Origin of the sequence: Pauljensenia sp. UMB1177 (genome assembly GCF_030217965.1) — a bacterium.
In the GTDB taxonomy this organism is placed as follows: Bacteria; Actinomycetota; Actinomycetes; order Actinomycetales; family Actinomycetaceae; genus Pauljensenia; species Pauljensenia turicensis_A.
The window spans coordinates 320,203-346,722 of record NZ_JASOOV010000001.1 but is presented as its reverse complement, the minus strand read 5'-3'; the positions used below and the strand labels follow the sequence as shown (position 1 = coordinate 346,722).

The following is a 26,520-nucleotide window of genomic DNA, read 5'->3' as shown; positions in this document are numbered from 1 at the left end:
GCGCCGAGCGCACGATGTCACAGTTACTCTCCTGTTTGGGGCGAGACGATCGCATCGGCGCGCGATGCGCATTCGGCGACCAATTCAATGTTGGGGGCGTCCACGGTGCGCACCCAGTGGGCGGCATCTGCGCGGCATTTTCCGAATGCTTCGTGGCGGGTGACGAGGCGCCGCATGACAGCGTCTGTCGGCGTATCAATGTGGACGAGGAAGTCAATGTGCCCGCGAGCCTCGCGCCACCCCGGTTTGTCGAATGCCAGGTAGTTGCCTTCGGTGATGACGATGCCCTCAGTTGGAATCAGGATGGACGCTGCGACAGGTTCGTGCAGGCCACGGTTGTAGTCGGGAGCAAAAACGGGGTGCTCGCTCGCTTGAATGCGTGCCAGCAGGGTCTCGTACCCCCAGATGTCAAACGTGTCGGGAGCGCCCTTGCGGTCGTGGCACTCCAAGTCGTCCAGCACGGCATTCGACATGTGAAAGCCATCCATTGGCGCGATGCCAGCCACCGCAACATCGGCAGTTTCAAGGATTTCTGCGACAAGGGCTGCAACGGTGGTCTTCCCGGTTCCGGGAGGGCCGGTCAGACCGAGGACACGAATGTTTTCTCCATTTGCCAGCCGGTGAAGGACAAGGTCAACGACCTGTTGAGCGACGGACAGCGACGCGGACGCGCGTTCAGAGTAGATGGCGTAGGGTGCGGATCCGCTGATGGAGCCAGCGGGTTGATTGTCTGCGGTGTCAGTGTGTGTGCTCATGGCCGAAACCTCGTCGTTCTGGGGCGGAGCGGAAACGGTAAATGAAAGAGCCGGCTGCGACGCGCGCAACCGGCTCGACACAATCAGGCGTTTGCTGTGATCGTCGGCAGTGTCGACCAGGGGAAGTTGATCCACTTGTCGGTTTCTGCCCAGATGTAGTCGGGGGTGATGATCGAGCGTGATTTCTTGTAGATGCAGACGCTGCGCGCGTCAACTTTCACTTGGTTTTCACCGTCGAGGGACAGGCCGTCTTCGGCGATCATGTCCATGACCATCTTGAGGGTCTTGCCGGAGTCTGCGACGTCGTCAACGACCAGGACTCGCTTGCCTTCCATCGCGGAAATATCCATGAGCGGAGGAAGTAGGATCGGTGCTTCGAGGGTTTCGCCAACGCCGGTGTAGAACTCGACGTTCATGGTGCCGCATGCCTTGACGTCCATTGCGTAGGAGATGGCGCCCGCAGGGATCAGGCCACCGCGCGCGATGGCGACGATCAGTTCGGGGATCCAGCCGGAGTCAACGATCTGCTGAGTGAGTTCACGGCTTGCAACGCCGAAACCTTCCCACGTGAGAACCTCGCGATCTGCAACGTTGGGAACGTCCGTGGACTGAGCAGTGGTGGTGTTCGGCTGATCCGTCATGTCACTCCCTGGGTAGCGGCTTTATGGTGGTCGGCTATGGGTGGGCCGTCTCAATAAACCAGATAAAGAACTTAGGGACAAGAGTAGTACTCCGCGCGCGGTGGGTGATACCGAAATTGGGTGCGGAAGTGATGGTCTCGTCACTGTTCGTGTTCAGTTGCGCAACTTCGTGCGCGTGGGGGACGAGGCCGCGCTCGATTGCTCAGCCTGCCAGCGTGCTACCGGCGCGGTTTTGGGTGGTCTCAGGCGCGTTCGATGCGTCGCAGTTCTTTGAGGTAGGCGGTGCCGGGGTTACGTGGATGTCCTTTATATGTCCAGGTCAGAATGCGTTCGACGTCGAAGCGTCGCGCGCAGTGTCCGCAGGCGGTGACGCGACGCGGTGGCCGGTAGAGCTTGCGTTGTGCTCCGCATTTGGGGCAAGTTCCGACCCAGGGTTCGTCCGGGGAAGGCAGATGCGAGGGGAGCTTTGCGTCATCGGGGGCGCCCAGACCGCGAGCAACCTTCCGCCACGTTGCATCGTGGTGATGGTCTGGGCCGACAAGGGCGTGCGCGATTTCGTGGAGGATGACGCCACGAACGGTGTCCTGATCATAGAGATCGGTGAGCGGTCCGGACAGAGTGATCGTCTTCGTCCGGTAGGCGCAGGATCCTGCTCGGCGTTTTGCTGTGTCGAATTTGAATGTCCAGTCGCCCAGTTCGGCGGCGTCCATCAGCATGCGCGCTTCTTTTCGTGCGATTCGTCGATCCATTTCAGATCGTCTCAATCAGGCCGAGGACGCGTTTCGCCGACACCTTGTTGGGTGTGCCCAGCTGTTGGGCGAAGAAGGAGACGCGCAGTTCTTCAATCAACCATCGCACGTGCGAGATCGTTGTAGCCGACTTCGCGTTGTAAGGGCGCGCGCGAGCGCTCTCTTCGGCTTCGCCCAAAGCGTCGAGGATGTCGTGGATTCGGTCCCTATTCTCCAGATCGCGATCGAGTGCTCTGGGGGATGAGGCTGCGCGTTCAATACGCATCGCTCCGGCTTTCAGATAGCGCGCCAGGTGAGGCATCGCCGATAGGGGCGTATCAAGAACAAAACCCGGATACATCAGAGAATCAACGTGATCTCGCTCGTCAGCAACTGTTTCGCGCATGGATTCTTCCGTGTGAGAGCGGATCGCGGACTCAATATCGCCGTGGGCTTCCATGGCTCGTACAACGTAGCTGAGAATCTCGTAGACCCTGTCCTCGTGCAGGTTTCGTGCGCGATTGGCGAGGTCTTCGAATGAGGCTGCGTCTCGAATCGATCCGGGACCGGCCTGGCCTGACAATTCATCTACTAGCGAGAGGGCGGAAGCCAACTGAGTGTCCGCAATCAATGCAGTGGTATCCGGGTAGGGTGATGCGGCGAGCATCAGAGCTTGGCGTCCCGTCCAACGTGTCGTCACTCGAGTCTGTTGCAAGCGAACTCGGCGAACCAACAGGCGCGCAAGGCCCTCGCGGTGATGGCGGTCAGCGTCGCTCGAATTCGCCATGAGTCTTACGCCAGCGCTCGGATCTGTGGCGCTACCTTGAGCGACAAGCGCGGGGAAGCCGCGCAGTGTTATCACCTGGATACCTTGCGAGCTGGATGTTTGACCGGGAGAGTCAATCGACCGGGGAAGCGGGTCAGCTGGGAAATCTGTCAGCCCATCAACGTGCAGGTGGGTAGCAACCTCGGGGGAACCATCGGAATCTGAATGCGCATGACCAGCGTTGTTCTTCGCTTCGCTGAAGCTCGCGCGCGAACTATCTGTGCGCGAACTGGGGTGGCTTCGTCGATTGGAGCGATCCTGTGTGGCGTCGAGAAGAGCCTCGGCGACAGCGCCTCGCACCGCGTCACGAATCGCATTGTCTGCTGACGATGCCAACGTGCGTTGCAGGTATGTGAGGTCGGTGCTCGAACCGAGTTCAGCGCCGTGCGAATCAACAACGCTGAATGTCATCCGCAGATGCGTGGGTAGGTTGTCGTGAGCGTGTGCAAGGTGAGAATCGCTCAGATCGATTCCGCGCAGAATCCTCACTGCGGTGCGGAAAGCCTCGCTGAATGAAGGGCGTTCTCTCGACCAATCAATCACCGTCGACTGTGGTGGGGTCGCGGGTGTCTCTTCAGCCTGAGGTTCTGGCATCGGCGCAGGCTTTTTTCCACGATCCTTCTGCTTTGCATTCCCAGTCGTGGCACCCCAGCGAGCAAGACGATCCATCGCTGCCGTCAGGCTCATCGGATCGACCCCCGTAGAAGCCTCGTCACCGTTCTTGGACGACGTGGCTGCGCCGGAATGCTGCGAAGCGACGCCGGACTCGGCTTCGGTCAAGGTTCCTGCGAGCGCGCGCTCCATCCATGCTCCGGCCTGAGCGCCGACCTCGGGCGCGGGGGCAAGTAGACGACGCTGAGCCTTCGGCAGAGCGCGAATCGACTCAGTAATGAGCTCGATCAGCATGCCGGGAACCAACCAGTCCGTGCCAACATCATTGACGCGTTGCAGGACTTCGACCGGGATTATCATCGTGACGCCGTCGCGCGCACTGCCGGGCGTGAACGCATACGACAGATCAAGCTTCAGGCCATTCGATTCCCAGGTATCGGGGAAACCGTCAGCATCTTGGCTGATCCCTCGCGGAAGAAGCAGGGAAGAAGTGTATGTCAGCAGGTCAGGATGCTTTTGGCGCGTGTGTTTCCACCAGCGATTGAAGTGCCCGGCGGACACAATATCGTCGGGAAGCAGGTCGTCGAAGAATGCGAAACGCGCGTCCTGGTCAGCAACCAAACCGTGGGTGCGTGAACGTCGTTCGACTTCGCGCGCCTGCTCCAGTAGCTCATCGTTCGTCTTTTGGAAGCGGTGGCGTTCGCGCCATTCGCCGTTCACCAGCGCGTGGCGGATGAACATTTCGCGGGCGAGTATTCGCGCCGTCAGCGCAGTGTCAATGGTCGACGAGGCCGGGATCTCCACCTTATCGATCGGCGGGGTGGTGCTCGACGAAGATGCCCCATTCGACTGCTCGGGTGTTTCATTGCTGGGAGCCAAGTTCGCTAAGTCGTCACCATCGCTGGATGTATCGAAGCTGGTCGACGGCAGATTGAGGGCACCAGCCAATGCCATCGCGAGGAAGTCACGACCAATAGAGCCTATCTCGGTACGAGAACGACGATCCGACGTAGGTACACCCAGCAGGCCCTGAGCGATTCCGGCCAAGGAACCCGCCGTGACCACGCGAGACGAGCGCGAATCCGAACCCGCGTCAATCACGTGGTCACCCAAACGACCCAGTAAGACAGGACGGTCGGCAACTAAAGTCAGCCCGTAGAGAAGGACCTTTTCCTTCACCATTGCCGCACCCTTGGCGCTCGACCAGAAGGGCTCGGAATATACGCGCTTCAACAGTGGGCGAGCCACCGGCTCAATCCACGCCGGATCAATCCGCGCAACAGTGCGAGCAAAGAGGCGACTGGTCTCAACCAATTCAGCGGTCATCACCCACGCAGGATGTGAGCGCGCTAAACCTGAACCCGGCCAAATCGTGAAGTGAGTACCGCGGGCACCCTGATAATCACGTTTTGCCTGATCCCACGAACCCAAGTTCGACAGGAAACCAACAAGCAGTGATCGGTGAATCTGGTCGGCATCCACACTGCGCGAACCATCCGTGAACGCCACAACCGCACGCGCTACCGCATCAGTCAAACCGCCCGCTTCCGCCGCATGAACAACATCGCTAGACGACGGAATATCAATCGGATGCACATCCAACCCGAGCGGACGGGCCATCTGCTGCAACTGAACAACAACGTCACGCCACTCGTTAAAACGCAGGTAGTGCAGGAACTCGGCCCGACACATGCGACGGAACGCCGCACCCGATAGATCCCTCTGCTGGACTGTTAAGTAGCGCCACAAATTCAAGTAGGTGACGAAGTCAGACTTCGGATTCGCCAAGCGAGCATGAGCAGCATCGGCAGCCGCCTGATGTTCAGCGGGGCGCTCGCGGACATCCTGAATTGAAAGTGCTGCCACGATGACAAGGACTTCGGAAGCACAGCCGTTTGCGTCGGCTTCCAGAAGGATTCGTCCCAGCCTGGGGTCAATCGGCAACCGCGCCAAATCCCGACCAATTGCGGTCAAGCGGTGTCCAAAGGAACGCCTTGAACTTGCGCCACCAGCACTGTTTGAATCCGCGTCCTTTGCGCTCGAGGGCGAAGACATGTGCGTGGCCTCGTCATCTTCTACGAGAGCGCCAATCTCCACCAGAGTCGCGATGCCATCGCGAACCGCGCGATGCTCGGGCGGGTCGAGGAAGGGGAAGTCGGCAATTGAACCGAGGCCCAGCGCCGCCATCTGTAGGATGACCGACGCGAGCGAGGTGCGCAGGATTTCCGGTTCGGTGAAGCGAGGACGATTCTCGTAGTCGCGTTGCGAAAAGAGGCGGATTGCGATGCCGTCAGCGACGCGACCACAGCGTCCAGCCCTCTGATTAGCGCTGGCCTGCGACACCGCTTCGATCGGCAGTCGCTGCACCTTCGTCCGGTTGGAATAGCGAGAAATACGCGCAAAACCAGGGTCGATGACATAGCGAATGCCCGGGACAGTCAGCGAAGTTTCCGCAACATTGGTTGCCAGAACAACGCGACGCAGTCGGTGGTCCTCGAACACGCGATGCTGCTCGGCTGCACTCAGGCGCGCGAACAGCGGAACGATTTCAATATCCGTCGGGCGAGCCTTCGCAGTCTCACCCGCTTTTACCCCGCGCGGACCTAGATGGTCGAGTAATGCCTGTTCGGTATCGCGGATGTCGCGTTCGCCCGGCAGGAAAACAAGGATGTCCCCCTCGCCCTCACCAGCAAGTTCGTCAACGGCGTGACAGATCGCGGTCTCAACATCAGTGTCCTCGCCGAGCCCGTACCCAAGCGACGGCAGATCATCGTCAGGGTCTTCCAAGACCAGCTGTTCTGCGCCCAGGTGCAGATTATCGTCTTCGATTGACAAGGCGTCGCCCGGTTCCTGCTCAGTGCCCGGAGTGGACGACGAGTAGTGCGTCATCACGTCAGCGGTGAGGGGGCGATAGCGGACTTCGACGGGGAAGGTGCGACCCGAGACTTCAATAACAGGTGCCGGCTGCTTCAACGTCCCACGACCGGGCAGACCATCCCACACACCGAAGTGCTCAGCGAAACGCTTCGAGTCGATCGTCGCCGAGGTGATGATGACTTTCAGATCCGGGCGCGCCGGAAGCAGACGAGCCAGATAGCCCAAGATGAAGTCAATGTTCAGGCTACGTTCGTGGGCCTCGTCAATAATCAGTGTGTCGTAGCGACGAAGCAACGGATCGGACTGGATTTCCGCCAGCAGAATGCCGTCGGTCATCAGCTTGACTAGGGTGGTGGGCCCGACCTTGTCCGTGAAACGCACCTGATAGCCGACAACCTGGCCAGGTTCGCGTCCAACTTTTTGCCCGAGTTCTTCAGCGATGCGGTCAGCGACCGAACGCGCTGCGATACGCCTGGGTTGAGTGTGTCCGATCATTCCGGAGACGCCACGACCCAGTTGCATACAGATTTTCGGGAGCTGCGTGGTCTTACCCGAACCCGTTTCACCAGAAACGATAACAACCTGGTGGTCACGTATCGCCTGAGCGATTTCGTCGCGGCGAGCACTGACCGGCAGGTCAGGGAAAGTCACGACGGGGATTGCGGCTGCGCGCGCGGCCAGCTGTTCGGGAGTGAACGGCTTAAACGTGTGTGCGTGTTCGTATTGAGGACTGCGCCTACGACGAGGCTTGTGGTGTGGCTGGGTGGCAGAGTGCCCGTTGCGCTCGCGGGAACCTATGGGAGTACGAGGCTCCTGCCCGACGCGGCTTTTACGCTGCTGCCCCTTGCGCGGAGTGTCCTTTTTGGACGTGCCAGAATTTTGCGGGCGCGCTCCACCGCCACGGCGGCCGTGCTGAGACGACCCCGATTCATTGGAACGCACTGGTTTTTCTGGCACCCGCCTAGTCTAACGAGGCACGTTCACACGTGCGGAGCGAGAACAGTGCGCGTGTGGATAAGTGCCACGACCATAGCTACGTGTGGATAAGTAGCCTCGTATTCGCGCCCTACAGCAAGGACTGTCATGCCGTTCGGATCCATCCGTAGCGAAATGAGAGATCCGTCAATGGTGCTGATCATTGAACAGCCGGCGAGTTTTGCTCCCTTGCGGCACAGGTTTGTTCGAACCGTGTTCTGTTCGATTTGTTCTGCGATCTGAGCCGGCATGCCACACACGTTGAAGCAGCCGTTGTGGAGCCCGTATATCAGCCTGTCGGAAATATAGGGGGCAGTGAACGCATCATTCTTAGTCGATGCGCCATCGAAGACCCTGTCATTCTTCCCGCAAAGATGCGAGTGTGAAGCGTTGTGGGCAAGATTGAGTTATGCACGCACTTTTCGCTGGCCTGACGACGCTTGACGTCATCCATGCCCTCGACCACGAGCCAAATATTGCCACCAAAACAACCTCCACGGATCATGTGATGGCAGCGGGAGGCCCGGCAACGAATGCTGCGGTTACCCTTTCCGCCCTTGAGAAAGCCGCGGGGTGCGCGAGGGAGGCAGCCTCGTCGATCAGTCTGCTGAGCGCCATCGGTGAGGGGATGATTGCCAGCGTGATCAGCGCGGACCTCGCCAGCGCCGGCGTGCATCTGCTGGACGCGACCAGCGTGGATTCAGCGCAGAAGACGCCCGCGATTTCCTCCATAGTTGAGCACCCGGGTGGCAGGATGGTTGCTTCCACCAATGCGCGGATCGACATCGACGTGCACGAGGCCACCCACCTGCTCGACTCTGTACTGGTCCAGGACGGAGCTCCGGACGTTGTCCTTATTGACGGCCACAATCCTGCGATTGCCGACTGCGTGTTGCGGGTGGGGACGCTGGGGGAGCCCGATCCTGATGAGGATCCTTTCGCGCACCTAGAAGCCAAGCCGTTGCACCAACGGATCCTTGATGGTGGGTCGTGGAAGCCGTGGCTCGCCCCGTTGCTGGGGTTCGTTGATATTGCGGTGGTGTCTGCTGACTTCTGTCCGCCGTTGCTGAATGAGCCGACCGGACCCGAGGTTGCCAGCTTCCTCGCCGGTTTCGGAATTACGCGGACGATCCGCACGCGAGGATGTGAATCGGTGCAGTGGTATTGGGATGGGCGAGAAGGTGAAACCGAGGTTGATCAGGTGGATGCCATCTCAACCCTGGGTGCGGGCGACGTTTTCCACGGTGCGTTCGCGTGGGCGGTGGGCAGATTGCACGTAGCTGATGTGCCAATGCCCAAGGACCCGAGTGACTTGATTCGTTTTGCGTCGCTTATCGCCGGGTTCTCGACGACGAAATTTGGTACACGTTCGTGGTGCGAGGCACCGGAAGTGGTGACCGCGGTCGAGGAGTTCCTCGGCTCGTTTGCCTCAGGTATGGTCAAATCCTCGCGTTAGGTATGGCTAAATCCTCGCGCTCTGATCCATATTTCCATATGGAAACCGCAGTAGTTCGCCATTTGAGGCCGGTGTTGTTTGGGTGGGGCGCTAAACTGTCGATGCCGGATTTTTCGGTGTTAACTCAACGGGGTCCAGACACGCCGACCTTGCTCCGTGCAGTCACGCTAGCGACGAACTACGGGCACCCACCGGGTCGCCCATTCGAGCGATGGAGCATCTAGGGCCTCGACCTTTTCACCCATGCCAAATGATGCATCAGAGACGATTTCGACGCGCGAGCCGTCGGGGAGCAGGTGGAACACATCCTGCGTGGCGGCAAGCAGACCGAACTCGGCGTCGACGCTGTCATGGATCACCAAGGTCGGCTGTTCCAAGCCGGCCAGAAGCTTGTCCGAATCGGTCAGCGACAAGTCGATCAGCGTCTGCTTCGAGATCGTGAACTGTCGGCGAATCGAGGGTGAGTCGTCAGCGATCGTGGTAGCGCCGATCTCTTCCAAGTCACGCAACTGGTCATCAGAGAAAATCTGTGTCCAATCGACCGACATGGGACCAAGCGATGGTGAGGACAAAACGTAGGCGAGCACATTGACCGGCCGAGCTGCTAGCGCCACCGTCGCGCCGAATGAATGCGCATGAATGAGTTGGCGAGCAAACCCCTGGTCGGCAAGCCAACCGGACGCTGCACGCAGGTCCTCAACCTCAGCGTCCAGGGTAATAATTTCGTCGCCGGACTCACCGTGACCCGAATAATCGAACTCGAGCGTGGCGTAGCCTGCCGCGCGGTAGAGACGAGCAAGACGATCGAAATGCTCAGCCGAGTGACGATCAGCAAGGAACGAATGCGAGAAGAGAACCGCTGCGTCACCAGTGTCAACGGGGTTAATGAACGTCCCCGCCAGCGAAACGCCACGAGGGGTCATGATTCGGATCTCACTCACGCACTCCAACGTAGTGGGAATGGAGCAATCAAGCGACCCCAATCCCGCTAGGTGTACGTTTGTGAACTTCTCAATTGTGATCGTTGATTGGATTGTTCTGCCTGTAGGGTTGAAGTAATCAGATCGCGTCGGTTTTTCGCCGAGCGTCACGACAAACAGGAGTTTTCATGGGAACCAGGTTTGGATTGCTTCTTGGTCTTGGAGCCGGCTACGTGCTGGGCACGAAAGCTGGTCGCGAACAGTACGAGAAGATCCGCAGTGGCGCATCGAAACTCCGCCGATTCCCGGTCGTCGCAAAGCCCCTCGATGCAGCGGGCGAAAAGGTGTCGGACATTGTCCGCGAGCAGGGGGAGCGCGTCACCGACACGGTTGCTGACGTTGTGAAAGAGCGACTCTTCGGTGCTCCGGCAACTCAAACTCAGCCGGCTCCTGTCGTCGACGATGACATCGAAATTCACGTCGTCGGTCGCGAAAATGGCTGATTCTTATTCGTTCTCCCCTTCTTGAACGAATAGTGAAAGAACGTTACGGAGTCATTGAATGACTAACGCGTATCCCACCCCGCAGCCTCCGAAGAACGTTTCGAAAGCACAGATCAAGCGCTGGCGTCGCCACCTTGCTGACGAACGCATGGAAGCGCGCACCTATCGCTCCCTCGCAGAACGCCGTACCGGCTCTGAACGCGAGGTTCTTCTCAAGCTTGCCGAAGCTGAACGCAGACACGAGGAATACTGGCTGTCCCTGCTAGGAGATAAAGCGCTTCCAGCGCCTCGTCCGCGCCTTCGCACTCGCCTTGGCGCGTGGCTTGCGCACATGTTCGGCACCATTTTTATTCTGGCGATGGCCCAGCGCGCCGAACAGCGCACCACTTACGACGCCGACGATGATGCGACGGCTCAAATGGCCGCTGACGAGCACATTCACGGCGAAGTGATCCGTGGACTCACTGCTCGCTCCCGTGAAACTCTGGCCGGAACTTTCCGCGCCGCAGTCTTCGGAGCAAACGACGGCTTGGTTTCGAACCTTGCCCTGGTGCTGGGTGTGGCCGCAACCGGAATGGAACCGCACCTCGTCCTCGCGACCGGCCTTGCTGGTCTGCTGGCCGGCGCGCTCTCCATGGCAGCCGGTGAATGGGTCTCCGTCACCAGCCAACGTGAACTGCTCGATGCATCGATCCCCGATCCCGAAGCACACCAAGCTGTCCCGGACCTCGACGTTGACGCGAACGAACTGGAACTCGTGTTCCGTGCTCGTGGCGAAAGTCCCGAAGAAGCGCGTGCTCACGCCATAAAGGTATTCACCCAGGTCGCCCGCCCCGCCGGCTCAGAGTCCGGTGTCATCGCGGTGCGTGCCGCACTCGAAGGCGGGCTACCAGCTCACGCTGGCGCCACCGAACAGGTTGGTACACCGTGGCAGGCAGCGGCCTCGTCCTTCTTCTTCTTCGCGATCGGCGCTTTCTTCCCCCTGATTCCCTACCTCTTCGCTCTCTCCGGTCTGACAGCAATCGCCATCGCCGCCGCGATCGTCGGTGTCACCCTGCTCTGCACCGGCGGAGTCGTCGGTATCCTCTCTGGTCAATCGCCCGCCCCTCGCGCGATTCGCCAGCTGGCAATCGGCTACGGTGCTGCGATTATCACCTACCTGCTGGGCCTAGCATTCGGCACCGCGATCGCCTAGTACGCGCAATAGATGATGCCCCGCAGGAAACCAGACGCCTTCCGCAGCGGACCCCCAACCAGCAGATCCGTATCCGTCCGAGTCTCACAATGCGCCTCAGCATGCGCCGTCTGGTGAACACGCGCGCCACGGAAAGCCAAGATAGTCCACAATGTCCGTGTGCTTGAAACCCTCAACCATGCGTTACCGGACCTGTTTCGCGCCATCGACCTGATTGGCGTGTTGCTGAATGGCATCATCGGTGGTCGACTGGCACGCATGAAGCGCTTTGATGCCGTCGGTTTTGCGGTCCTCGCGATCATGTCGGCGCTCGCGGGTGGCATGCTCCGCGACGTTCTGCTCCAGGTGGGGCCTCCGGTTGCTTTAACTGACCCCTTTTATTTGGGGACGGCACTGCTGGGTGCAGCGATCGCGATGCTCTGGAAGCTGGACTCGCGTCCGTGGCGTGCTGCCCTGCTGGTCGCCGATGGAACTGTGCTTGGATGTTGGGCAGCAACCGGCGCGTTGAAGACTCTCGACGCGGGGTTTGACGTTCTTCCCGCGATCATGCTGGGCATCATCACCGCAGTTGGTGGCGGTGCAATCCGTGATATTTCAGCCGGAAACGTCCCCCAAGTTTTTGGCGGGAACAACCTGTACGCGACGCCGGCGTTCGCGTCCGCTGTGATTACGGTGATTTTCTGGAAGTACGATCTGCCGATCATCGGAATGCTCGCCGCAACGATTGTCGGCATGGGCTTCACTGTTTTATCCCACTGGCGTCAGTGGCAGCTTCCCCAAGCGGGGGACTGGACGCTGACGGTCACGTCGTCACAGTTGCGACGCCTGATGTCACCGGCAGCAAAGAAAGCTCTAGCAACGGCAGTTCTTGAGGAACAGGCTCAAAAGGCGAATGAAACTCACGAACAGTCGACGGGATCTTCAGATTCTTCAGGGAGCACTCCCAGCTCTGATTCAACGAAAGGCGCATGAAAACCATGAGCTCACCGGCAACGACCGCCCCTAACGCGGGTGGCGAAGCAACGATGCCCGTATCGGGGCCTCGTAAGACATTCAAAACGCGCCACCTGTCGATGATGGCGTTGGGCAGCGCGATCGGCGCCGGTTTTTTCCTCGGCACCGGCGTCGCGGTCTCGGAAGCGGGCCCGGCCGTCCTGGTGTCTTACGTTCTTGCGGCATTGATTGCCGTGTCGGTGATGTTCGCGCTGTCGGAGTTGGCAAGCTCCCTGCCGTCGACCGGTTCCTTCTCCACCTATGCCGAGGTCGGTATCGGCCGCTGGGCAGGTTTCACGTCCGGCTGGTTGTACTGGGCGATGCTGGTGATGGTGCTGGGTCTCGAAATTACGGGTGCGGCAGCGATTTTCGTCAGCTGGTTCCCATCGGTTCCGCAGTGGGTTGTGGCTCTGGCAATCGTTGTTGTGCTGGGTGGCGTGAATCTGATGGCCGCGCGCGACTTCGGTGAAGTTGAAGCGTGGCTTGCCGGCATCAAAGTCCTGGCAATCATTGTCTTCCTGCTGATCGGTATCGGTTTGGTGACGGGAATCGTTCCCGGTCGCACCGAGCCAATCGGTCAGACGATTCTGGGACATGGCGGTTTTGCGCCGACGGGTCTGGCGGGTATCGCGGTCGCGCTTCTTGCGATTATCACGTCGTTCGGCGGTATTGAGATCGTGACGATCGCTGCCGGCGAAGCCGAGAACGCGAAGGCCGCAATCTCCGCCGCAATTCGTTCGGTGATCAGCCGAATCCTGATCTTCTACGTCGGTTCGGTTATCCTGTTGATCTGCTTGTTGCGCTGGGATTCGAAAGAAATGTCGACCAGCCCGTTTGCCGCGGTGTTGAACATGGCAGGTATTCCCGCGGTCGGTGTGATCATGGAAGCGGTCGTTTTCGTCGCCCTCGTGTCCGCCTTCTCCGCGAATCTCTACGCCTCGAGCCGCATCGCCTACTCGCTGTCCGCGCGTGGCATGGGCATGAAGTGGCTGCTTGGCCGCGGTGTGTCTTCGTCGAAGATGAACGAGGCTGGCCACGCTTCATCGACCACCTCGGCTACCCTTGTGGCCGATGAGGAAGCGGAGTCGCTTCAGGACCGCGTAGCCACCGAAGGGGCGAGCGGTGACATTGCTGAAGGACGCACTCCTCGTCGAGCTGTCTCGGTCTCTATCTTCTTCGCCCTGGTGTCGGTGGCGTTGAACTGGTTGCTCCCCGCATCGCTCCTTGGAATTCTGCTGAACTCTGTCGGCATGGTTCTGCTACTGATCTGGGTTTTCATCTTGGTCGCTCAAATTCGCCTACACCCCAAGCTTGAAGCTGAAGGATCAATTGCCCTGCGTTCACCGGGCTGGCCCTGGCTACCTCGCCTCGTTATCGCGTCGCTGGTGTTGGTTGCCGGCCTGATGGCATGGAACCCCGAGGCCCGCCAGCAGCTGATCGCAATGAGCGTCCTGACGTTGATCATCATCGCGATCTACTTCATTCGTGAAGCTATGGCACAGCGTTCTGCGAAGTAGTCGATACACGCTGGTCAGAGAGATTGAGGCTCCTCCACTGAAAAGTGGTGGAGCCTCAATATGTCGAGGGGGCCTCGTACCTCGCAACAATCCGATTACTCGATGGTGGACGTGGCACCCAGATATTCGACCCAACGCTCGAAATGGTCGAGCACGTCGTGAGCCACCTGATCTGCCGTCCAGTCCATGATGTCGTAGCCTTGACCGCCACCGTGCGGGCGAACTTCAAGACGGACAGTCGTGTCATCCTCATCCGAGAGTGTGACACCAAACGTAGGAACCGGCATGACAACCATGCGCACCACGTATCTAAAGGACTCAGCGTCGATCGTTGCTCCCGAAATCGGGACATCAAGCAGGCGCGCAATCAGCTGTTCCATGACCTCAGGCGTCGCACTCACAACAAGAGAAGCTCGACCGAGGAAGCGACGATCGTCGTCGGGATCGTGAGCTTCGGGGCCTTCGATCACGATTTCAGAAACAAGCCCTTCTTCCTGCAGGCGCGTGCCAACCGCTTCAAGGGCAGGCACAACACGGTTGTCGAGTGCTCGCTTGGCGCGCGTCGGGCTGACGGCATCGAACGTGCGACTCAAGCGGTCCTGCCATGACAGTCGGACGCGACCGGCTGCCGTGCCACTCATCGAAATCAGGCCGGATGTGATGGTGCGGGTGCGCGCAGTTGCCTTCGAGGCCTCCGAACGCAACGCCTTCCAGAGGGCGGCTGCGATCAGGATAAGAACGAAGGAGAATGGCAAAGCCATGACGATCGTTGCTTGCTGAAGGATTGAAATACCACCCGCCAAAAGCATGGTGATCGTCAGAGCGCCGGTCAACGTCGCCCAGAAGACTCGAAGCCAGGCGACGCCATCCTGACGGTCAGGCAGGTTCCGCATCGACAGGTTCGCCATGACCAGTGCGCCGGAGTCGGAGCTGGTCACATAGAAAAGAACGCCGACGAACAGAGCAATCGCAATCAGGATTTTGCCAAGCGGGAGCGCGTCCAACAGGGCGTAGAGACCACCTTCGGGGGTGGCGTACGCGATCTTCGTGAACGCTACGTTACCCGAACGAATCAGGTCGATGGCGCTATTGCCGAAGATGGACACCCACACCAGAACGTAGGTGAAGGGCAGGGTCAGCGTGCCGATAACGAACTGACGGATCGTGCGACCGCGCGAAATGCGGGCCAAGAACATGCCAACGAATGCGGCCCACGTGATCCACCATGCCCAGAAGAACAGGGTCCACGCGTTCATCCACTCATCGGGGCGCTGGTAGGGGAATGTCTCCAAAGTGAGGACGGGGAACTGCGTGACAAAGTCACCCACGTTCGCGACCAGCGCATCCAGAAGGAACGTCGTGTTTCCGGTGATCAACACCCAGAGGGCAAGGAACATCGCCAGGAAGACATTGATCGACGAGAGCATTCGAACGCCCCTGTCGACTCCGCTGACAGCGGAGACTGTCGCCATGATGACAGAAAGGGAAACGAGGCCGATCTGCGCAACAAGGCCCTGCGGGATCCCGAAGATGATCGTCAGGCCAACGTTCAGCTGGACAACACCAATACCAAGGCTGGCTGCGATGCCGAACACGCCACCAACAAGGGCGAACATATCGATGATGTCACCGAAAATACCGTCGACCTTATCTCCTAGAAGCGGGCGGAGAGTGGATCGAACGGTCAGACGATCGTGCTTGCGGTACGCGAAGTAGCCAAGGGCAATGCCAACAAGACCATAGAGAGCCCAGCCGGAAATGCCGTAGTGGAACAGTGTCCACGTCACGGCCTGTCGAGCAGCTTCAATCGTTTCACCTTCGCCTGTTGGGGGAGCAATGTACTGTCCAACCGGTTCGGCGATCGCGTAGAACATGATTGACGTGCCGATACCCGCGGCGAACAGCATCGCTGCCCACGAGAACGTTGAAAAGTCTGGCGTCGAGTTATCCGGACCCAACTTGATGTTGCCGAAACGGGTGAGGGCAAGAACGATGACAAAAACGATCGCCGCAGTGATCAAGAGAATGTAGAACCAGCCGAACCACTCACTGGTCCACGTCACCGTCGCGTCAAAAAGAGACTGCACCGTGTCGGGAGCAAAAATCGACGCCAAAGAAACAGCAAGAATGACCACGGCCGAAATGCCGAATACCGTGACATTCAGCGAAGGCTCCACTCCCTGAACGTCTCCGGTCAGATCCGAGGTTTCAAGCGGCACAATTGGCGCTGCGTCACATGAGGATGATTCTGTTTTCGCTGATATGTCAGGCGAACTCATAGAGTACTTTCGGTCGACGATGGGACACACGCGCCCGTGAAATGCACGTAAAAAAGGTGCGCGCTTTTTGTTCAGCGTTTCAACGATTCCCTATACCTGCAACTTTTTTGGCTGAAATCCCTCATTTATACGCGCAGTTCTCCCGCTAGATCATGGGCGTCGGAACCTGTTCATGTTAAATGACCCACACTTTTAGTTGCGATGGGGTGATACGGGGCAAACCTTGGCCATTCATCATTCCTGAGCGAGAATATCCGCGATTCCCTTTGCCAACTCGAAACCAGAATCGTCACGAAGATCCGTGTCAGGTTCTGCGGGGTCAGGTCGCTGAGTGGTTTCTTCTTCAAGCGTGACGTCGTCAAAGTCCATGAATGCAAGATCGTATCCGTCTGGCACATCGCAGGACTCGGTCCACTTCTTCAAACCATCCAACGTCGGTGCATCCGCGAAGGACCCCATTGTTTCCGTTGATCGAGCAGATGCAAGCAGAGCCATCGACACGGCCCCCTCGGGGGAAAGTCCCTGCATTCGCGCCCACACAAGAGCCGCGGAGAACGCGTGTCCCGCCGACGTCGTATCAATCGTCTTCGCCGGGGCTGCTGGAAGCGAGAACTCTTCGCCTTCAATAATGGCTGTTGCGCCCTGCGCTCCCTGCGTCACGATGACACCCGGAACATGCCATGCCAATTGGCGAGCCGCCTGACGCGCATTTTCTTTATGCGTGTAATTCATTGCTTCGCGCTCGTTCAGCGTGAAGACATCAACGTTATCCAAAGCATCAAGGTCGGAGCTCTTCCACTGACCAGTTGAATCCCAACGGCACTCCGAGAGAACCCACGTTGGAGGAATCGGTGCTGCGGGCGGAGCTTCAAGCATGGTGATGGGGGGAACCGGATTCGAGCGCCACTTTTCCACGGTCTCACTGTTAGCTCCAAGCACATGGAGCTCTGCCACAAGCGCGTGAGGAGCTTGGCGAAGGGTCGAAAGCGATGGAACCGTCAGATCTCCAGATGTGGTGAGTGCGCGATCCCCGTCAAAACCAAGAGAAACCGTGATCGCCTGATGAGGCACACGAAGCGCATGACTCAAATCAACCCGGCTTGTTGTGAGCATCGAACGAACAATGGCCCCGGCCTCGTCGATACCGATCGAGCACAAGAACTGAGTGTTTAGACCAAGGCGAGCAAGGGCAACAGCGCGATTCGCTGAGCCGCCGGGGGAGAAGGAAGATGCCGGCGCGATCTGTTCTTCACCAAGGCGAGGTTCGTGCTCCAAAGGGCCCATGACCAGCGCTAAAACAAGAGGACCGGCAACGCAGACGCGTGGCGCAGTATTTAAAGGTGACGTCATAATGAGTGGTCCTTGCATGCATGTAGAGACGATGGTCAATGCTGATGTAATCCTAGTCCGAAGCGGTATTTTCGGCCGTGAATAGAGCCTTAAGTAATGTCTATATAGACAAGTCTTTACCAAAACGTGACCATTTGTGACCAAATAGCAATGTCCACTTTATGGTCTGGGAAAGACTTTCACGGCGTGGCGGGTTAGGCTCGCAACCGTAACCCGCGACTGGACGTTACGGGTCTAACCCATCAATTTGGAGGAGTCTTTCATGAACCTCAAGAGGACATGGCTGGCAGTTCCGGCCGTTTTTGCCCTCGGTCTCGCGGCCTGCTCTGGCGGTGGCGACGCTAACTCAAGCGCTTCCGGCGTAGCTGCGGGCTCGTCGACCGGCATCATTTCGACCAACGGCTCCGAGCCGCAGAACCCGCTGATCCCGGCAAACACCAACGAAACCGGTGGCGGCAAGATCCTCGATGCCATCTTCGCAGGCCTCGTTTACTACGATGCATCCGGCGCAACCCATATGGACATGGCCGAATCCATCGAGCCGAACGAAGATTCGACCGTGTGGACCGTCAAGCTGAAGGAAGGACAGAAGTTCTCCGACGGCTCCGAGGTCAAAGCGCACAACTTCGTTGATGCATGGAAGAAGGGCGCATCCGAAGCGATGCTCTCCTCCTACTTCTACGAGCCGATCGCTGGCTCCGATGATGAAGGTGCCGGCGATCTGACCGGCCTCGAAGTCGTTGACGACTACACCTTCACCATCACCCTTAAGGCCCCGGCAGCTGACTTCTCGCAGCGCCTCGGCTACACCGCATACTTCCCGCTTCCGGACTCGACCCTGGAAGACATGGAAACCGGTGGCGAGCAGCCCATTGGTAACGGCCCCTACATGGTCGCCGAAGGCGGCTGGGAGCACAACGCTCAGATCCACCTGATCCCGAATCCTGAGTACAAGGGTGACAACGTTGCCAAGAACGGTGGCGTGGACGTTATCTTCTACTCCTCGCTCGACGCCGCATACCAGGATCTGCTCTCCGGCAACCTTGACGTCCTCGACGCACTTCCGGACTCGGCATTCGCCACCTACGAAGCAGACCTCTCCGGTCGCGCCGTGAATCAGCCGGCAGCAATCTTCCAGTCCTTCGCAATTCCGTTCGCCCTGGAACACTTCTCCGGTGAAGAAGGCAACCTGCGTCGCCAGGCAATCTCCTACGCGATCGACCGCGACACCATCACCGACACCATCTTCTCGGGTACCCGTACCCCGACCAAGGACTTCACCTCCCCGGTCGTCGATGGCTACAACGACTCGGTCCCCGGCTCTGAGGTCCTGACATACAACGCTGACAAGGCCAAGGAACTCTGGGCAAAGGCAGACGCCATTTCCCCGTGGTCCGGCACCTTCTCGATCGCTTACAACTCTGATGGTGGCCACCAGGCATGGGTTGACGCAGTCACCAACTCCATCAAGAACACGCTCGGAATCGACGCCGTTGGCGCCCCGTACCCGGACTTCAAGTCCCTGCGTACTGAGGTCACCAACCACACCATCACCTCCGCCTTCCGTACCGGCTGGCAGGCTGACTACCCGGGCAAGTACAACTTCCTTGCACCGCTCTACGGCACCGGCGCCGGCTCGAACGACACCGAGTACTCCTCGGCCGACTTCGACGCCCTCCTGAAGAAGGCCTCCTCCGCGACCTCCACCGAGGAATCCAACAAGATCCTCGACCAGGCGCAGGAGATCCTCTTCAAGGACCTCCCGGTCATCCCGCTGTGGTACGCCAACGTCGTGGGTGGCTGGTCCGAGAACGTCGACAAGGTCGTGTTCAACTGGAAGTCCGTGCCGATCTACAACGAGATCACCAAGGCTGAGTGAGTCTGGCCAGGCGCTAGTCATCACTGACTACGCCTAGAGGACGTGCCAATGGTGGCGGGTGGGAGCTTTCCTACCTGCCACCATTGCGTTTGCAAGGCCTCGTCACCGCGCTCTCTTACCGTGAGTTTGGGCGGGGCCTGGTGAATCATTGATAATAATTCTGTTCTTTTTCTTACTGTCCATTTAGTGGGTGACGAGTTAATCAAACTCCCGTTTGCCGAGTTTTTACCCTATGATGGCGTAAGTGCGTCTTTGCCACAGGTGGGCTGTGCCCGCTTGCTTGCTAGTTTTCATAAGCAAGGCGGCGAAGACTCTAGTTCCTAACCACATCTCAAAGGACTGTCCATGTTGCGTTACATCGGACGTCGACTCCTTCAGACCATCCCGGTTTTCTTCGGAGCCACGTTCCTGATCTTCGCGATGGTGTACCTCATGCCTGGTGACCCCGTCGCAGCCCTTGGCGGCGACCGAGGGCTTTCTGAAGCTGCGTACGCTGAAATTGCTGCGAAGTACAACCTCGATAAGCCGTTCTGGATGCAGTACCTGCTTTACCTCAAGGGCGTGTTCACGCTTGATTTCGGTACGACATTCTCCGGACAGCCGGTAACTGCAGTGATGGCGCGTGCCTTCCCGATTACGGTGAAGCTTGCACTGTACGCCATGGCGATTGAAGCAATCCTCGGTATTCTTGCCGGCGTCGTTGCCGGTGTTCGCCGCGGTGGCATCTTCGACTCCACCATTCTTGTCTTCTCGCTTCTGCTGATTTCCGTCCCGACCTTCGTCCTCGGCTTCGTCCTGCAGTTCGTCCTCGGTGTGAAACTAGGAGTATTCCCGACTACAGTCGGCGCGCACGTCAGCCTTCAGTCGTTGACCATGCCGGCAATCGTGCTTGGTGGCGTCTCGCTGGCATACGTGATTCGCCTGACTCGCCAGTCTGTTTCTGAGAACGTGTCTGCTGACTACGTCCGCACCGCTCGCGCGAAGGGCCTGAAGGGTGGCACGGTTATGACCCGCCACATCCTGCGCAACTCGCTGATCCCGGTTGCAACGTTCCTTGGTGGCGACCTTGGCGCCCTCATGGGGGGCGCGATCATCACGGAAGGCATCTTCAATATCTCCGGTGTTGGTGGCACGCTCTGGCAGGCCATCGTCAAGGGCGAACCCGCCACCGTCGTTTCCGTGACTACCGTTCTGGTGCTCGTGTACATCTTCGCCAACCTTGTTGTTGACTTGCTGTACGCCGTGCTCGACCCGAGGATCCGCTATGAGTGATTACATTCCCTCCGCAAACATCGAACGCACCCGAACCGGTCAACGCCACTTCGTTTCCGATATCGACGAAACCGGTCTTGGTGCAGTTGACGCCGTTGCCGACGATCGCGCGCCTTCATCGCTCTGGGGCGAGGCATGGAAGTCCCTACGCAAGCGCCCGCTCTTCTGGGTGGCTCTGACCATCATCGTGATCGCGATCGCGATCGCAGCATTCCCGAACGTGTTCACCAGCCAGGACCCGCGTTTCTGCGAGCTTTCGAACTCGCTGAAGGGTCCGTCGGACGGCCACCCCTTCGGTTTCAACCGTCAGGGTTGTGACATCTACGCTCGCATCGTCTTCGGTGCCCGCGCATCCGTTTCCGTTGGTGTTCTGACGACCATCTTCGTCGTCATCATCGGTGGCGTGATCGGCGCGATTGCCGGCTACTTCGGTGGCTGGTTCGATGCTCTGCTCTCGCGTATTACCGATATCTTCTTCGCAATCCCGTTGCTCCTGGCAGCAATCGTCTTCATGCAGATGTTCAAGGAAAACCGAAACATCTGGATGGTTATCTTGGTTCTGTCCCTCTTCGGCTGGACTCAGATCGCGCGTATTACTCGTGGTGCCGTGATGTCGGCGAAGAACGAAGAGTTTGTCACCGCTGCCCGCGCCACCGGCGCATCAAAGGCTCGCATTCTCATGAGCCACATCATCCCGAACTCGATGGCTCCGATCATTGTGTACGCGACGGTTGCTCTGGGTACGTTCATCGTTTCCGAAGCGTCCCTGTCCTTCATGGGTATCGGTCTTCCGTCAACGGTCGTTTCGTGGGGCGCCGATATTTCGGCCGCACAGGCGTCGTTGCGTACGAACCCGATGGTTCTTTTCTACCCGGCTTTGGCTCTCGCGATGACCGTCCTCAGCTTCATCATGATGGGTGATGCGGTCCGTGACGCCCTCGACCCGAAGGCACGCAAGTGAGCGAAGAGAATATGACTACTCCGAACGAGGACGCCATCGAAGAGGCCATCAACACGATGGTGCTCGGCGAAGGCAAGGCTGATGCTTCTCAGACCGTTAGCGAATCGGCTGCTCCCGAAGAGGTTCACCCTGAGGACGCCAACCCGCTTCTGAAGATCACTGACCTTGAGGTCACCTTCACCACGTCGACCGGTATCGTTCCGGCTGTCCGTGGCGCAAACCTGACCATCTACCCCGGCCAGACGGTCGCTATCGTGGGCGAGTCCGGTTCCGGTAAGTCGACGACTGCTGCTGCGGTCATCGGCCTGCTCCCGGGCACCGGTAAGGTCACCGGCGGTTCCATCGAATTCGACGGTGAAGAGATCACGAACCTCACCACGAAGGAATGGGTTCGTTTGCGAGGCTCCGGTATCGGCCTGGTTCCCCAGGATCCGATGTCGAACCTGAACCCTGTTCTGCGCGTTGGTACGCAGGTCAAGGAAGCTCTTGTCGCCAATAACGTTGTTCCGAAGTCCCAGACTGGTGAGCGCGTGGCTCAGCTTCTTGAAGAGGCCGGCTTGCCGGACGCAGAGCGTCGCGCCAAGCAGTACCCGCACGAGTTCTCCGGCGGTATGCGTCAGCGCGTGCTGATCGCTATTGGAATGGCGGCTCGTCCGAAGTTGCTGATCGCTGACGAACCGACGTCCGCTCTGGACGTGACCGTTCAGCGTCGCATCCTCGATCACCTTGGTTCGCTGACCCGCGAACTGGGCACCGCTGTTCTGTTCATTACGCACGACCTTGGCCTTGCTGCTGAGCGTGCCGAACAGCTGGTGGTTATGCACCGTGGTCGCATCGTTGAATCCGGCCCCGCGTTGGAGATCCTGCAACACCCGCAGCACCCGTACACGAAGCGTCTTGTTTCGGCTGCTCCGTCGCTGGCGTCGGCTCGTATTGAGTCCGCTCACGCTCACGGTATTTCTGTGACGGAGGAAGAGCTGACGGGCGCAGGTAAGGGCGCAACGTCGACCGAGGAAATCGTTCGCGTTGAGCACCTGACCCGTGAGTTCGATATCCGTGGATCGAAGGGTGAGGCTAAGAAGCTGATCGCCGTTGATGACGTGACCTTCGGTTTGCGTCGCGGTACGACCCTGGCGGTTGTGGGCGAGTCCGGTTCCGGTAAGTCGACCGCAGCGAACATGGTGCTGCACCTGCTGTCGCCGACGTCCGGCAAGGTTTTCTTCGACGGCAAGGACACGTCCGAGATGAGCGACAAGGAGCTCTTTGCTCTGCGTCGTCGCCTGCAGGCAGTATTCCAGAACCCGTACGGTTCGCTGGATCCGATGTTCTCGATCTTCCGTATCATCGAAGAACCGCTCCGCGTCCACGGCTACGGCACGATGGCGTACGCCGAGCAGGAGTTTGCTCGTGCGATGGCGACCGGTCGTGAGCCTGAAAAGTGGATCTCGGCTCTGATGGAAGCAAAGAACGCTGGACGTTCTTTGACTGCCGCGGAGAAGAAGGAATTCAATCCGAAGCATCTGCGTATCGAGCGCGTGTCTGAGCTTCTGGACATGGTTGCTCTGCCACGTTCCGCGATGCGCCGTTACCCGAACGAGCTGTCCGGTGGTCAGCGTCAGCGTGTGGCCGTGGCTCGCGCGCTTGCCCTGAACCCCGAGGTCATCGTTCTTGACGAGGCAGTTTCGGCTCTGGACGTTCTGGTTCAGAACCAGATCCTGTACTTGCTGAATGATCTTCAGGCTCAGCTAGGTCTGTCCTACCTGTTCATCACCCACGACTTGGCGGTTGTTCGTCAGATCGCTGACGACGTGGTCGTTATGGAAAAGGGCAAGCTGGTGGAGCAGAATTCGACGGACGCGCTGTTCAATAATCCGGTGCAGGATTACACGCGCGAGCTGATCGAGGCGGTTCCTGGACGTCAGATTCAGTTGAACCTCTGAGGCTCGCCGATCGTGCGCCTGGGTGCGCACGAACCCAGTGAATAGTTGACGAGGCCGGGCGGGGCGACAAGGGTTGCTCCGCCCGCCTTGTTATATCGACGACCCTGATCGCGGTAGCTATGAGGCCTTACAGCCTGCTAGAACGCTTGCCATCTTTGATTGCTCAGCAGAGGTAATGGTGAGCCCCCACGTGTATTTCACGTTGATCTGCTTCGTGACGTAGGCACACCGGAAGTCAGCGTTTGGGGGTAGCCACTTGTCGGCGGATGCTGCACCCTTGTCTTTATTCGTTTGACCGTCGACGGCTAACAAATTGTTCTGGTCATTCCCGAAGCGTTGACGCTGGGTGTCGTCCCACTGCCACGCGCCCGACCTCCATGCGTTTCCTAACGCGACAACGTGGTCAATCTGTACGAGAGCGGATGTCTCTTGTCCGCGCTGGAAGTTGATCGTGGAACCTGTATACGGGTCGTCCAAGGTTCCCGTCAGGACAATGCAGTCACGTGTCTTCGGCTTATACGTCACGTTCGTGAGATCGCGCGCGAGCACGTCGTTCCGAGTATCGCACCCGTTATGGTCCTCGTCCGCCCAGGCGTGCCCGAACTGGTCGCGATCGTAGTCGGGTGCGTCATCATGATCGAGAACGGTGAGTGCTTTCAGTTGCCTCGCAGCTTCGCTGGGAGGCAGATCGTCGACGGAAACTGAGTGGGGGACGAGGAAGCCAACATCGTTCCACAGGCGGCCGAGCATAAAACGGAACGAGGGAAAAACACAATACGACCCGATACAGATGATGATCAACGCGACCGCGATGTCACCGATGCGGAGGGCTCTTCCATGAACCCTGCCACGACCGCGTGACGAAGTACGTCGTTTTCCCACGTGCTGCGCTCCTTTCTGCGGGCTGATCTCAGTCGCATTGGCGAGGCGAGGTGCAAGTCCAGCAAGCATCGTCGGCGACTAAAGAAGAGTATGTGGTCCTTACTAGTGTGACGCACGCTGAGGACAAAGGGAGGTTATCCACAAGCAGGCGTCTACGGTGAAGACGACTTGAAGATTTCTTCGAGCCGGCAATTCCGGTGTCATCCATAAGGAGGTACGTGCAACCGTTGATCAGCGCACGATCATGCGTTAATAAGTGTGATCCCTACCATGTAGAAACCAAATTGCACAACGCGCTCAAGGCCGAAATTTTGCTTTAAATCAGCCCTTTGCGCTCCAACCATGAGCGAGCAATGGTAGCCGCCGGCGCGCCATCTTTGGTCGATTGACGGTTCATCTCCACCAGATCCGCGCTCTCAAGGGTCGCGGACACGCGATTGATCACGGCAGTCGCGGCCTCGTCGATTCGCGGGGAGACGATCGGCACCACGTGGGAGGCCAGGAATAACCCCTTCGGGTCCTCCAAGACTGTCAGATCTGAACCCGCCAGCGACGGGTCAGCCGAATAGATGTCGACCAGTTGCACGTCGCCGTCACGCAGAGCCTTCAGCGTGAGCGCGCCACCCGAGTCCTCGATCGGCGTGAACGTCGCGGTCACGCCGTACATGGACTTCAGTCCAGCCGGACCGTAGGGGCGCGTTGCCAACTCCGAATTGCCGCCGATCTTTACCGATCCCACGGATGCGAGGTCGCCGATCGTCGTCAGCGAGTGTTCGTTCGCGAACTCGGTCGTCACCACGTACGAATCCTGGTCGGCAGCAGGCGTGGCGTTCAGCACGCGCAGTCCGTCCGGCAGAGTGGCGCTCAGAGCCTCGTACACCTCGTCTGCGCTGGTCTGCGTCGCATCGGCATCCAAGTACTGCAACAGTGAACCCGTGTATTCGGGGAACACGTCGATCGCGCCCGCCTGAATTTCTGGCATGTAGACCTCACGCTGGCCGATGCGCAGTTCACGAGTGACCGCGAATCCGGCCTCCTCGAGGGCGATGGCGTAGGTTTCGGCGATGATTTCGTTCGAGTAATAGTCCTGCGATCCGACGATGATCGTCTCGCGCCCGTTCGATTGTGAGCTCGGGTCGAAGGTTGCTGCGGTCGCACACGCGCTGGTCGTCAGAGCAGTGGCGCCGAGCATTGCGGTGACAGCTTTGCGCTTGCGTTTTACCGCCGAGCGAGTCGCGACGCGCGCATTGCTTTCGTTCTTCGTTGTGCGTCGTCCAAAGAATCGACGAGGCCGCTCAGCGTTCCCAGTGCCTTCGCCATTCAGGCGCGGGTTGCGTGATGCTCGCACCCACAGGGCGTCCAGAATCAATGCGAGGGCGACAACCAGGATCGCGCCACCAATCATCTGCCCGTAATCGCGGGTTTTCAGACCTGTGTAGAGGAAACGACCCAGCCCAGCGTCCGCGGTGTACGCCGCGAGCGTTGCGGTGGCGACAACCTGCAGGGTCGTCGAGCGCAAGCCACCAATAATCAAGGGAAGCGCGGCGGGCAGTTCAACTTCGCGTACGACTTGCATTTCGGTCAGGCCGATAGCTCGAGCAGCGTCCACCGTTGTCGGAGAGGCTGACCTGATACCGGAATACGTTGCTGACAGCATCGGAGGAACCGCCAAAATCAGAAGCGCTAAGAATGGTGCTGACAAGCCAATACCCAGCCACAAGCCGATTAAAGTCAGAACACCCAGCGTCGGGATCGCTCGCGCCACCCCGAACGTCGCGCTCATTAGCGTGACAAAACGGCCGGTGTGCCCGATGTAAATACCAATTGGCAGCGCAATCAGGCCGGCAATGGTGACAACGCCGACAGTCACGCCAAGATGTTGAACAATACGAATGAGGATCCCCGTGGACCCCGTCCAATGGCCACCAGCAAACAGCCATGTCAATGCATCCATGAGCA

The 26,520-nt window shown here is 58.9% G+C and carries 19 protein-coding genes and 1 pseudogene; 9 read left to right on the top strand and 11 right to left on the bottom strand.

Annotated features, from left to right (window positions below):
* Positions 1-23: 23 nt before the first annotated feature.
* The 5 genes from QP442_RS01500 to QP442_RS01480 form a co-directional block, all read right to left on the bottom strand.
* On the bottom strand, positions 24-890 hold the full coding sequence (locus tag QP442_RS01500) for a phosphoribulokinase (protein ID WP_336619944.1): 867 nt from the start codon (positions 888-890) through the stop codon (positions 24-26).
* The gene (locus QP442_RS01495; RefSeq protein WP_103632824.1) at positions 839-1,396 is read right to left on the bottom strand and encodes a phosphoribosyltransferase; all 558 of its coding nucleotides are present in this window, start codon (positions 1,394-1,396) and stop codon (positions 839-841) included. Before QP442_RS01495 ends, QP442_RS01500 begins: the two co-directional genes overlap by 52 nt.
* Before the next feature lie 242 nt (positions 1,397-1,638).
* On the bottom strand, positions 1,639-2,145 hold the full coding sequence (locus tag QP442_RS01490) for a SprT-like domain-containing protein (RefSeq protein ID WP_040318354.1): 507 nt from the start codon (positions 2,143-2,145) through the stop codon (positions 1,639-1,641).
* A 1-nt stretch (position 2,146) separates the two neighbouring features.
* A complete protein-coding gene (locus QP442_RS01485; protein WP_442953362.1) occupies positions 2,147-7,396 on the bottom strand; it encodes a DUF3418 domain-containing protein in 5,250 nt (1,749 codons plus the stop codon).
* Positions 7,397-7,419: 23 nt separating this feature from the next.
* A complete protein-coding gene (locus QP442_RS01480; RefSeq protein WP_006680672.1) occupies positions 7,420-7,665 on the bottom strand; it encodes a hypothetical protein in 246 nt (81 codons plus the stop codon).
* A gap of 158 nt (positions 7,666-7,823) precedes the next feature.
* Here QP442_RS01480 and QP442_RS01475 point away from each other — a divergent pair, with 158 nt between their 5' ends.
* On the top strand, positions 7,824-8,870 hold the full coding sequence (locus tag QP442_RS01475; protein WP_103632822.1) for a PfkB family carbohydrate kinase: 1,047 nt from the start codon (positions 7,824-7,826) through the stop codon (positions 8,868-8,870).
* Between the two features lie 167 nt (positions 8,871-9,037).
* Here QP442_RS01475 and QP442_RS01470 read toward each other — a convergent pair whose 3' ends face one another.
* On the bottom strand, positions 9,038-9,811 hold the full coding sequence (locus QP442_RS01470; RefSeq protein ID WP_040318355.1) for an alpha/beta hydrolase: 774 nt from the start codon (positions 9,809-9,811) through the stop codon (positions 9,038-9,040).
* 167 nt (positions 9,812-9,978) lie between these two features.
* On the opposite strand from QP442_RS01470, the gene QP442_RS01465 reads away from it, so the two are divergent.
* The 4 genes from QP442_RS01465 to QP442_RS01450 all read left to right on the top strand — a co-directional run bounded on the left by QP442_RS01465 (position 9,979) and on the right by QP442_RS01450 (position 13,998).
* Positions 9,979-10,293 carry a hypothetical protein gene (locus QP442_RS01465; protein ID WP_006680675.1) on the top strand — a complete coding sequence of 105 codons (315 nt, stop codon included), beginning with the start codon at positions 9,979-9,981 and terminating at the stop codon, positions 10,291-10,293.
* Between the two features lie 58 nt (positions 10,294-10,351).
* A complete protein-coding gene (locus QP442_RS01460) occupies positions 10,352-11,488 on the top strand; it encodes a VIT1/CCC1 transporter family protein (protein ID WP_006680676.1) in 1,137 nt (378 codons plus the stop codon).
* 159 nt (positions 11,489-11,647) lie between these two features.
* Positions 11,648-12,460: a trimeric intracellular cation channel family protein gene (locus tag QP442_RS01455; protein ID WP_103632820.1), complete on the top strand. Its 813-nt coding sequence runs from the start codon at positions 11,648-11,650 to the stop codon at positions 12,458-12,460.
* Positions 12,457-13,998, top strand: a complete 1,542-nt coding sequence (locus QP442_RS01450; protein WP_219810957.1) for an amino acid permease — start codon at positions 12,457-12,459, stop codon at positions 13,996-13,998. Before QP442_RS01455 ends, QP442_RS01450 begins: the two co-directional genes overlap by 4 nt.
* Before the next feature lie 95 nt (positions 13,999-14,093).
* Here QP442_RS01450 and betT read toward each other — a convergent pair whose 3' ends face one another.
* Both betT and QP442_RS01440 read right to left on the bottom strand, forming a co-directional pair.
* Positions 14,094-16,277 carry a choline BCCT transporter BetT gene (gene betT, locus QP442_RS01445; protein ID WP_285069528.1) on the bottom strand — a complete coding sequence of 728 codons (2,184 nt, stop codon included), beginning with the start codon at positions 16,275-16,277 and terminating at the stop codon, positions 14,094-14,096.
* Between the two features lie 234 nt (positions 16,278-16,511).
* Positions 16,512-17,627, bottom strand: coding sequence for a carbohydrate kinase family protein (locus tag QP442_RS01440; protein WP_285069527.1), 1,116 nt, complete (start codon positions 17,625-17,627; stop codon positions 16,512-16,514).
* A gap of 262 nt (positions 17,628-17,889) precedes the next feature.
* On the opposite strand from QP442_RS01440, the gene QP442_RS01435 reads away from it, so the two are divergent.
* From QP442_RS01435 to QP442_RS01420, 4 genes are all read left to right on the top strand, one after another.
* Entirely contained in the window at positions 17,890-19,506 is a 1,617-nt protein-coding gene (locus QP442_RS01435) for a peptide ABC transporter substrate-binding protein (RefSeq protein ID WP_006680681.1), read from the top strand.
* A 345-nt stretch (positions 19,507-19,851) separates the two neighbouring features.
* Positions 19,852-20,778 carry an ABC transporter permease gene (locus tag QP442_RS01430; RefSeq protein WP_006680682.1) on the top strand — a complete coding sequence of 309 codons (927 nt, stop codon included), beginning with the start codon at positions 19,852-19,854 and terminating at the stop codon, positions 20,776-20,778.
* Positions 20,771-21,739 (top strand): ABC transporter permease, encoded by a 969-nt coding sequence (locus QP442_RS01425; RefSeq protein ID WP_006680683.1) that lies wholly within the window; start codon positions 20,771-20,773, stop codon positions 21,737-21,739. The genes QP442_RS01430 and QP442_RS01425 overlap by 8 nt, the downstream gene beginning before the upstream one ends.
* A complete protein-coding gene (locus tag QP442_RS01420) occupies positions 21,736-23,679 on the top strand; it encodes a dipeptide ABC transporter ATP-binding protein (RefSeq protein ID WP_219810956.1) in 1,944 nt (647 codons plus the stop codon). The genes QP442_RS01425 and QP442_RS01420 overlap by 4 nt, the downstream gene beginning before the upstream one ends.
* Positions 23,680-23,796: 117 nt before the next feature.
* Here QP442_RS01420 and QP442_RS01415 read toward each other — a convergent pair whose 3' ends face one another.
* The 3 genes and pseudogenes from QP442_RS01415 to QP442_RS08680 all read right to left on the bottom strand — a co-directional run.
* Entirely contained in the window at positions 23,797-24,561 is a 765-nt protein-coding gene (locus QP442_RS01415; protein WP_103632995.1) for an HNH endonuclease family protein, read from the bottom strand.
* 316 nt (positions 24,562-24,877) lie between these two features.
* Positions 24,878-25,753, bottom strand: coding sequence for an ABC transporter substrate-binding protein (locus QP442_RS01410; RefSeq protein WP_285069589.1), 876 nt, complete (start codon positions 25,751-25,753; stop codon positions 24,878-24,880).
* 171 nt (positions 25,754-25,924) lie between these two features.
* A pseudogene (locus tag QP442_RS08680) lies at positions 25,925-26,515 on the bottom strand (ABC transporter permease); the annotation flags it as partial.
* Positions 26,516-26,520: the final 5 nt, after the last annotated feature.